Raw genomic sequence first — 8,958 nt, 5'->3', positions numbered from 1 at the left:
CCGTCGCGGCCCATGCCGGTCAGGATCGCGCCGACCGCGTTGCGCCCGGCGACCTTGGCGACGCTCTGGAACAGCCGGTCGACCGAGGGGCGATGACCGCTGGTGGGATCGTCGGGGATCAGGCGCGCGCGATACTGCCCCTCGAAGCCGCCGACTTCCAGGTGGTGGGTGCCGCCGGGCGCCAGATAGACATGGCCGGGCTGCAGCGGCTGGCCGTGCCGGGCCTCGGCGACGGTCGGCTGGGACAGCCGGTCGAGCCGGGCGGCAAAGCTGGTCGTGAAGGTCGCGGGCATGTGTTGCACGATGACGGTCGGCGGGCAGTTCGCCGGAAAACCGCTCAACACCTGGATCAGCGCCTCGACCCCGCCGGTCGATGCGCCGATCGCGATCAGCGCCTTGGGCAGCGGCTCGAACTGGGCATGGGGCACCGGCGCGGCGGGGGCATGGTCGGCCATGCGGACGCGGCGGCTGCCCGCGGCGGCCTTCACGCTGTCGACCAGATTGCGGTCGACGCAGCCCGCCGCCGGTTTGGCGCAGCATTCGACTGCGCCCAGCTCCAGCGCGCGGATCGTGATGTCCGCACCCGCCTGGGTCAGGGTGGAGAGCATGACGACGGGCATGGGGCGCAGCCGCATCACGCGTTCGAGGAAGTCGAGGCCGTTCATGTCGGGCATCTCGACGTCCAATGTGATGACGTCGGGGTCCAGCGCCTTGATCATCTCGCGCGCCTGGAGCGGGCCATTGGCCGCGCCGACCACTTCGATATCGGGATCGCGGCTCAGTGTATTCGCGATCAGCGCGCGCATCGTGGGGGAATCGTCAACGATCAGCGTTCGGATGGCCATCAGGACACTTTCTGAAAAGCGGTTCGGCCGATGCAGCGGAAACGATCCGCGACCTCGGTGGGGATGCGTTCGGCATGGCCGATATAGATGATACCGCCATCGACCAGCTGGTCGGCGAACCGGCCCAGGAGCCGGGCCTTGGTGGGCTCATCGAAATAGATCATGACGTTGCGGCAGAAGATGACGTCGAAGGGGCGCTTCATCGGCCAGCCGCGCAGCAGGTTCAGCTCGCGAAAGGCGATGGGCGCGCGCAGCGCGGGGTGGAGTTCGTCCTGGTCGCCGACCCGGCGGCACCAGGTCGAGCGCATCGACGCGGGCATGGCGCGGGTCGTATCCAGCGGATAGCGGCCGCTGCGCGCGGTGGCGATGACGCTGGGCGACAGGTCGGTCGCCAGCAGGCGGAAATCCTGGGTCGCCAGCTTCTCGGCGGCGCGGACGTCCTGGCCCGCGATCGTCATCATCAGCGAATAGGGTTCCTCGCCGCTGGAGCATGCCGCCGACCAGATGCGCACGCGCCCGCCGCTGGCCAGCCGCTGGCGGAAATCCGGCCAGAGCGCCTCGTGGAAATGCTCGAAATGATGATTTTCGCGGAAGAAGGCGGTGTGGTTGGTCGTCAGCGCATCGACCGCGCGGGCCCGTTCGTCCGCATCCGTCTCGATCAAGGCGAGATAGGAGGGAAAGTCGTGCAACCCGCACGCCCGCAGCCGCCGCGCCAGTCGCCCGTAGATCAGCTTGGCCTTGGTCTCGGGCAGCAGGATGCCCGATTCGGCATAGATCAGGTCAGCGATCGCGCGATGGTCGGACGCCGAGAAGGCGAACTCCATCTCGCGTTCGCTCCCGCGAGGGGAAAGGGCGGCGAGCGCGGTCACGCTGCCAGATCTTCCAGGAAGGCGCTCGGCCCGCGACCGTCACGCCGCCAGCGGCCGATCAGCGCATCGACGTCGAGGATGAGCGCGACGCGCCCGTCACCTAGGATCGTTGCCCCGGCCAGGCCATGGATGGCGCGGTAATTCGCCTCCAGACTCTTCACGACCACTTGGCGCTGATCCTGGATCGAGTCGACCATCAGCACGGCCTGGCCCTGGTCGCTTTCGACCACGATCAGCACCGCATTTTCGGGCTTGGCGATCGCGCCGGTGACGCCGAGCTGCTCGCCGACCCGGTGGACGGGAACATAGGTGCCGCGCACGTCGAGCAGCGGCGACTGGCCGCCAACCACATGCACCTCGTCGATGCCGGGACGCAGGCTTTCGACGATATGGGTCAGCGGGATGACGAAGGTCTGGTCGCCGACGGTGACGATCATGCCGTCGAGGACGGCCAGCGTCAGCGGCAGGCTGAGCGAGAAGCTCGACCCCTTGCCCAGCACCGACTGGATGCCGATACGGCCGCCCAGCGCCTGGATGTTCTTGCGCACCACGTCCATGCCGACGCCGCGCCCCGAGATGTTGGAGACGACGGCGGCGGTGGAGAAGCCGGGTGCGAAGATGAGATTGTCGATCTCCTCCTCGGAAAGCTGCGCATCGGGGGCGATGATGCCGCGCTCGATCGCCTTGGCCTTGACGCGGGCGCGGTCGATGCCGCGTCCGTCATCGGCGACGGTGATGACGATCCGGCCGGACTGATGCGCGGCCGACAGCGTGACCACGCCTTCGCCGTCCTTGCCCGCGGCTTTGCGATCGGCCGGCGTCTCCAGGCCATGGTCGACGGCGTTGCGGATCAGGTGGGTCAGCGGCTCGCCGATGCGCTCGACCACGGTCTTGTCGACCTCGGTCATCTCGCCCTCGACTTCCAGGCGGACGCGCTTGCCGGTTTCGACCTCCAGCTCGCGGATGATTCGCGGCACGCGGCTGAAGACAGTCTTCATCGGCTGGGCGCGGATCGCCATCGTCGAATCCTGCAGCTCGCGCGTCAGGTGATCGAGGTCGGACAGCTCGGGGATCGAGCCCATGTCGCTTTCGGACAGGCGCTGGGCCAGCATCGCCTGGGTAATCACCAGCTCGCCGACCAGGTTGACCAGCCGGTCGAGCTTGTCGAGGTCGACGCGGATCGTCTGCGCGGCGGCGGCGGCGACGCGCGGGCTGCTCGCCGCCTCGGTCACCGAAACGGGGGCGGCGGCGGGCGCAGGCGCGGGCGGCGGCGGTGCCACGGCGACCGGGGCGGGGGGTGTCGGAGCCGGTGCCGCCACGGGCGCGGGGGCAACGGGCATTTCCTCGACCATGACGGGCGCGGGCGGTGCCGGTTCGGCCTCGACCTCTGCCACGACCGGCGCGGGTGCGGCGACGGCGGCGCGGGTGACGGTCAGGCGGCATTGCGGGTCGGCAAAGTCGAAGACCGCGCGGATATCCTCCTCATCGGCATCACCGGGCAGCGCCATGGTGAAACCGATATAGGCGCGCTCGGCGTCCAGACCGTCGAGCAGCGGCAGGTCGGACAGGTCGGCGGACAAGGTACGACCGCCCATCCGCACCAGCTCGCGCAGCGCCAGCATCGGCTCGGCCCCGTGATCGAAGGCGCGCGGCCCTGGATGCACGGTGACGATCCACTCGGGCGTCGCGTCCTCGGCGGCGGGGGCGGCGGGCGCGGGATCTTCGAGCATCGCGAACAGCGCGTCGAAATCGTCGAGCGCGGGGGCGGCCTCTGCCTGCACCTCGACCACGGGGTCGGCGGCGGTTTCGGGCGCGGCCGTCCCGGCCCCGACATCGCCCAGTGCGGCAGTGCCCAGCCGGTCGAGCATCCCCTGGTCGGCGGGCGTCGCGCCCTCGCCACGCGCGGCGGCGACATGGTCGGACAGCGTGTCGAACGCCGCGACGATCAGGTCGATCAGCGGTTCGCCGAGCGGCAGCGTGCCGTTGCGAATCAGGTCGAGGACGGTTTCGTAATGGTGCGAGAAATGCTGCAGCCGTTCATGGCCGAACGCGCCCGCACCGCCCTTGATCGAGTGGACCGCGCGAAAGACGGTGTTGATCGTCTCGTCGTCGTGACGCCCGCGCCGCAGATCGTCGAAGGCGGTTTCCAGTGCGCCGAGGCCTTCCTCGCACTCCTGGAAGAAAATCTGCTGGATCTCGTCGAGATTCATCGGGTCGGCCCCCTCAGGCGGCGGTGGCGAGGCTGTCGAGCCCGGCCAGCGCGATCATCGAAGCCAAGGCCTCGGATGGATTTTGCAGTTCAAAGTCGGCCCGGACCGATGCGGCCATGGCCTGCGCACTCGCCAGCACCTGAAGACAGGCCTGACCCGCCTGCGCCACCTGCGATCCGTCGAGAGTGATGGCGTCACCCGACGCGATCAGATCGAGCAGCGCCTGGCGCAACGGAGCGGCGGCGGTGGTGTCGAGCACGGGGGCAAGGGACAAGGCGGACATGATCGGACTCCGGGACTTGGGCGAATGATCGCGCCGAAACATCCTATCGGATGAATGGTGTAGGCGAGGTTACCGACTTCGGATCGGGGCTCCCGCGCCCAACGGGTGGGCGCGGGAGTTCGGAAAGATCAGAATTCGGTCCATTCCTCGTCGTTGACGGCCAGGGCGACATTGCCGGTCGTCTGCGGTGCGGGGCGCGCGACCTGTGCGGTCTGGACGATGCGACGCCCGGCGGCGGCGGCCCGCTGTTGCAACTGGTGGACCGCCGGCTGGGGCGCGGCATAGCCATCGCCCGGCTGGTTGCCGATTCGGAAACGGGCGATCTCGCGCGCCAGGCCATCGGCCTCGACCGCCAGCGAGCGGGCGGCGGCGGTGGCCTGTTCGACCATCGCGGCGTTCTGCTGGGTCACGCCGTCCATCGCGGACACGGCGGTGTTGACCTCCTGAAGCCCGATGGCCTGTTTTTCGGCCGAGCTGGCGATGTTTTCCACCAGCGTGCTGATCTCGGTGATCTGGCCGATGATTCGCTCCAGCGCCCTGCCGGTCTCGCTGACCAGGCTGACGCCCGATTCGACCTGTTCCGAGCTGGCGAGGATTCGCGACTTCACGTCCTTGGCCGCGTCGGCCGAGCGCTGCGCGAGGGCGCGCACTTCGGAGGCGACGACCGCGAAACCCTTGCCCGCATCGCCCGCGCGCGCCGCCTCGACCCCGGCGTTCAGCGCCAGGAGGTTGGTCTGGAAGGCGATGCCGTCTATGACGCTGATGATCTCGGAAATCTCGCTGGAGGCGCGTTCGATGCCGGCCATGGCGTCGACCGCGCGGCGCACGACCTCACCCGACTGTTCGGCCTCGATTCGCGCATCGGCGACCGCGCGGTTGGCGCGGTTGGCGCCCTCGGCGGTCTGGCGTACGGTCGAGGTGATCTCGTCCATTGCGGCCGAGGTTTCCTCCAGGCTGGCGGCCTGCTGCTCGGTGCGCTGCGACAAATCGTCGGAGGCCTGGCGGATGTCGCTGGCGCCCGAATTGATGCCGTGCGTGGCGACCGTGACCGCGCTCATCGTGTGGGCCAAAGCCTCCGTCGCGCGGTTGAAGTCGAGGCGCAGCTTTTCGTAATCGGCGGGGAAGGGCGTCTGGATGGCGGCGGTCAGATTGCCCTCGGCCAGGTCGCCCAGCCCCTTGCCCAGCGCGCCGACGACGATGTCCTGCGCGTGGGCCGCTTCCTGGACGCGCGCGGCGTTGCGCTGGAAGACCACGATGGATTTCGCGATACGGCCGATACAATCCTGATAGTCGGTGTAGAGGATTTCGCGATTATAGTCGCCGGACGCCAGGGCTTCCATGGCGACGACGCTGCCGACATAGGGGTCGCAGATCAGCTTGCGGCTGACCCGCGAAACGATCAGCGAGGCGACCAGCCCCGTGGCGGCGAGGATGACCGGCAGGCTGAGAGTCAGGCCGCCACTCGCCACGATCGTCGCGCCCAGGCCGACAGCGGCGATGCCGCCATAGATCACCATCAGTGCATCGAATTTCATACGAATCGGTGCCGTCTTGGCAAACCAGGACAACATAACGGAATACCCTCCGAAAAACCTTCAGGCGAGCGGGAGCACTCGCATCTGGACGGAGGTGTTGGGAAAAGCCCGGTTCCTCCGACATCTTTGGCCATATTGGGCAGGATGGGTAAACATCCCGTTTCAAAATGGACAAGGTCAGAGATTGTCGAGGTTAAATCAGCCGTTGGACGCGAGGCTTTCTGCCATTCCCTGCGCCGAAAGAATTTCGATCCAGTAACCGTCCGGGTCGGTGATGAAGGCGATATCCTTCATCTTGCCGTCCTGCGGCCGCTTCTTGAACGGCACGCCCATCGACTCGAATCGCGCGCAGGCCTCGGTGACGTTCGCGACGCTGATCCCGATATGGCCAAAGCCGCGCGGATCGGCATTGCCGTCATGATAGCCCCGGAAATCGGGGTCGCTCTCGGTGCCCCAATTGTGCGTCAGCTCCAGCGTCGTCTCGCGGTTGAAGATGAAGCGGGCGCGTTCGGCGGGGTCATCCGGGATCGTCTCGCCCTCGCCCAGATAGGCGAGGAAGTAGAGCGAGAATTTCATCTCCTCGAAATCCAGCTTCTGGAGCAGCGTCATGCCCAGCACGTCCTGGTAGAAGGCGAGCGAGGGCTGGGGATCGCGGATACGCAGCATCGTCTGGTTGAGGGCGAAGCTTTCGGTGCCGGTCGGGCGGGTCATCTCATCGGGTCCTTGGAAACGGCGAAGCCCTTCGCCGTCATCGGGCGAAGGGCTTGCGGATAGGCGAGGGGGCGAGGCTCAGGCGAGGGTCAGGCCGACATCGACATTGCCACGAGTCGCATTAGAATAGGGGCAGACCTGATGCGCGGCGTGCATCAGGCGCTCACCGTCCGCGCGCTCGACGCCGGGCAGGCTGGCCACCAGATCGACGGTGATACCGAAGCCGCCCTCTTCACGCGGGCCGAAGCCGACCTCGGCGGTGACGGTGGCGTCCGGCGGCACCTTCACGCCTTCCTTGCCCGACACGGCCTTCATCGCGCCCAGGAAACAGGCCGAATATCCGGCGGCGAACAGCTTTTCGGGGTTCGCGCCCTCACCGCCTGGACCGCCCATTTCCTTCGGCACGACCAGCTTGACGTCGACCGAGCCGTCCTCGGACCGCGCCGCGCCGTCGCGCCCGCCGGTGGCCGTTGCCTTGGTCTTGTAGATCACGTTCACGCCCATATCGGTGCTCCCAATCATGAATCGGTTCGTGGGGCTTAGCGCATCAGGGGCGCTCGCGTTCCACGCGTTCTATCGGGCGGTGGCGCGGATCGCGTCGGGGGACCAGCCGCCGCCCATCGCCTGGTACAGGGTGATATAGGCGGTCAGCTGATTGGCCTGCGCCTCGGCCAGCGCCAGTTCGGCGGTCAGCAATCCGCGCTGCGCATCCAGCTGTTCCAGATAGGAGGAATAGCCTGCGCGGTAGCGGTTGGAGGCGATGCGCAAACCGTCCGCCTGCGCGGCACGCTGTCCGGCCAGCGCCACCGCCTGCTCGCCCGAGCGACGGACCGAGGCGAGGCTGTCGTCCACCTCGCGGAAGGCGGTCAGCGCGGTCTTGCGATAGGCATAGGCGGCCTGGTCGCGCCGCGCCGCACTGGCATCGGCCTGCGCGCGCAGGCGCCCGGCATCGAAGATCGGCGCGAGCACGCTGCCGCCGATCGAGAACAGGGTGATCGGATTGTTGAGCGCATTGGAAAAGGCGACGCCCGCCGATCCGGTCAGCCCCAGGCTGGGCAACATCGCCGCGCGCGAACTGTCGAGCGAGCGGTCGGCGGCGACCAGCGCCTGCTCCGCCTGGAACAGGTCGGGGCGGCGGCGCAGCAGGTCGGCAGGCAGGCCATCGGGAATGGCGGGGCGGATCAGCCGGTCGATCGCCAGCCCGCGCGAAATCGGGCCGGGCGTGCCGCCGACCAGGACGCTCAGTGCATTTTCCTGGCGCGTGACGGCCAGCCGGGCGGCGGCGACCAGCTGCTCGGTCGCGTGATATTCCCCTTGCGCCTGTCGCAGTTCGAGGTTGGAGGTATAGCCCGTCTCCGCCCGCCGCCGGGCGATGCGCAGCGCGTCGGCGCGCGCGGCCAGCGTCTCTTCGGCGATGTGCAGCCGGTGGTCGAGCGCCCGCAGGGTCACATAGCCGCTGGCGACCCCGGCGGCGATCGCCAGCTGCACGGTGTCGCGCGCCGCCTCGGTCGCCAGCAGCTGCGCGCGGGCGGCGGCGCGGGCGCTGCGCAGGCGGCCGAACAGGTCGAAATCATAGCTCGCCTGTACCAGCGGCTGCGCGCCCAGCTGGTCGAGCCCGGTGCCGAAGGCGGAGACGCTGCGCCCCTCGCTGACCGGCAGGCCCGCCGTGACATTGGGCGAGAGCTGTGCGCGGGCGAGTCGTTCCTGCGCGCGCGCCTCTTCCACCCGGGCGGCGGCGCTGCCCAGATCGGGACTGTTCTCCAGCGCGCGGGCAACCAGTGCGGTCAGCTGCGGGTCGCCGAACGCCTGCCACCAGTCGGCTGCGATCGGGCTGCCGGGGCCGAGCGCGGTCCGCCAGGCGGGTGGCGGCACGACGGCGGTATCGGCCGGGGGCGCCGGGCGCGGGCCGATACATCCCGCGAGCAGCAGCGCGGTGGCCAGTGGAAGGGCGAGGCGCGTCATCGCACCACCGGTCCGCCGGAGGTGTCGACGCTGGCCTGCACCGACATGCCGGGGCGCAACCGTGCGGCCAGCGGCTGGCCCGGATCGACGCGGATACGCACCGCAATCCGCTGCGGCACCTTGGTGAAGTTGCCGGTGGCGTTGTCCGACTTCAGCACCGCGAATTCGGACCCGGCGGCGGGCGAGATGCGCTCGACATGGCCCTTCAGCCGCGCATTGCTCAGGCCGTCGACGGTGAAGCTGGCGGGCTGGCCCACCGCCATGCGCGCGGTCTGCGCTTCCTTGAAATTGGCGATGACCCAGGTCTCGGGCGGCACCAGGAACATCAGCTGTGACCCGGCCGTCACATATTGGCCCAGCCGCACGCCGACTTCGGACAGGCGGCCGTTTTCAGGGGCGCGGACGACCGTGTTGGCGAGGTCGATCTGCGCCAGTCGCTGCGCCGCCTCCGCGCCCGAAACGCCCGCCTTCTGCCCGCCGCGCCCGACTTCTACGGTGCGGATATCTTGGCGGGCGATCTCGCGCGCGGCCTGGGCTTGGCGG

The 8,958-nt window shown here is 68.7% G+C and carries 9 protein-coding genes; all 9 read right to left on the bottom strand.

Annotated elements, in window-relative coordinates; translation table 11 throughout:
- Positions 1-845: protein-glutamate methylesterase/protein-glutamine glutaminase (locus SB4_RS18415; protein WP_058734698.1), on the bottom strand; the 845-nt coding region annotated here is incomplete at its 3' end.
- Complete coding sequence (locus SB4_RS18410; RefSeq protein WP_241488697.1) at positions 845-1,714, bottom strand: CheR family methyltransferase; 870 nt, start codon at positions 1,712-1,714, stop codon at positions 845-847. The genes SB4_RS18415 and SB4_RS18410, both read right to left, overlap by 1 nt.
- Positions 1,711-3,924, bottom strand: coding sequence for a chemotaxis protein CheA (locus SB4_RS18405; RefSeq protein ID WP_058753720.1), 2,214 nt, complete (start codon positions 3,922-3,924; stop codon positions 1,711-1,713). Before SB4_RS18405 ends, SB4_RS18410 begins: the two co-directional genes overlap by 4 nt.
- Before the next feature lie 13 nt (positions 3,925-3,937).
- Positions 3,938-4,207, bottom strand: coding sequence for an STAS domain-containing protein (locus tag SB4_RS18400; protein ID WP_058733554.1), 270 nt, complete (start codon positions 4,205-4,207; stop codon positions 3,938-3,940).
- A gap of 128 nt (positions 4,208-4,335) precedes the next feature.
- Complete coding sequence (locus SB4_RS18395; protein WP_420893904.1) at positions 4,336-5,742, bottom strand: methyl-accepting chemotaxis protein; 1,407 nt, start codon at positions 5,740-5,742, stop codon at positions 4,336-4,338.
- A gap of 198 nt (positions 5,743-5,940) precedes the next feature.
- A complete protein-coding gene (gene gloA / locus SB4_RS18390; RefSeq protein ID WP_058753718.1) occupies positions 5,941-6,453 on the bottom strand; it encodes a lactoylglutathione lyase in 513 nt (170 codons plus the stop codon).
- A 78-nt stretch (positions 6,454-6,531) separates the two neighbouring features.
- The gene (locus SB4_RS18385; protein ID WP_058733551.1) at positions 6,532-6,957 is read right to left on the bottom strand and encodes an organic hydroperoxide resistance protein; all 426 of its coding nucleotides are present in this window, start codon (positions 6,955-6,957) and stop codon (positions 6,532-6,534) included.
- 69 nt (positions 6,958-7,026) lie between these two features.
- A complete protein-coding gene (locus SB4_RS18380; protein WP_058753717.1) occupies positions 7,027-8,415 on the bottom strand; it encodes an efflux transporter outer membrane subunit in 1,389 nt (462 codons plus the stop codon).
- On the bottom strand, positions 8,412-8,958 hold a 547-nt coding region (locus SB4_RS18375), incomplete at its 5' end, for an HlyD family secretion protein (RefSeq protein ID WP_153006342.1). The genes SB4_RS18380 and SB4_RS18375, both read right to left, overlap by 4 nt.

The sequence above is a fragment of the Sphingomonas sanguinis genome (assembly GCF_001476905.1).
Classification (GTDB): domain Bacteria; phylum Pseudomonadota; class Alphaproteobacteria; order Sphingomonadales; family Sphingomonadaceae; genus Sphingomonas; species Sphingomonas sanguinis_B.
The sequence above is the reverse complement of the archived record's forward strand: the minus strand, read 5'-3'. Positions and strand labels throughout refer to the sequence as shown.

Coding starts and splice junctions, on each gene's coding strand:
- SB4_RS18405 (WP_058753720.1), bottom strand. CDS start 3,924: ATGAATCTCGACGAGATCCAGCAGATTTTCTTCCAGGAGTGCGAGGAA.
- SB4_RS18400 (WP_058733554.1), bottom strand. CDS start 4,207: ATGTCCGCCTTGTCCCTTGCCCCCGTGCTCGACACCACCGCCGCCGCT.
- SB4_RS18395 (WP_420893904.1), bottom strand. CDS start 5,742: ATGAAATTCGATGCACTGATGGTGATCTATGGCGGCATCGCCGCTGTC.
- gloA (WP_058753718.1), bottom strand. CDS start 6,453: ATGACCCGCCCGACCGGCACCGAAAGCTTCGCCCTCAACCAGACGATG.
- SB4_RS18385 (WP_058733551.1), bottom strand. CDS start 6,957: ATGGGCGTGAACGTGATCTACAAGACCAAGGCAACGGCCACCGGCGGG.
- SB4_RS18380 (WP_058753717.1), bottom strand. CDS start 8,415: ATGACGCGCCTCGCCCTTCCACTGGCCACCGCGCTGCTGCTCGCGGGA.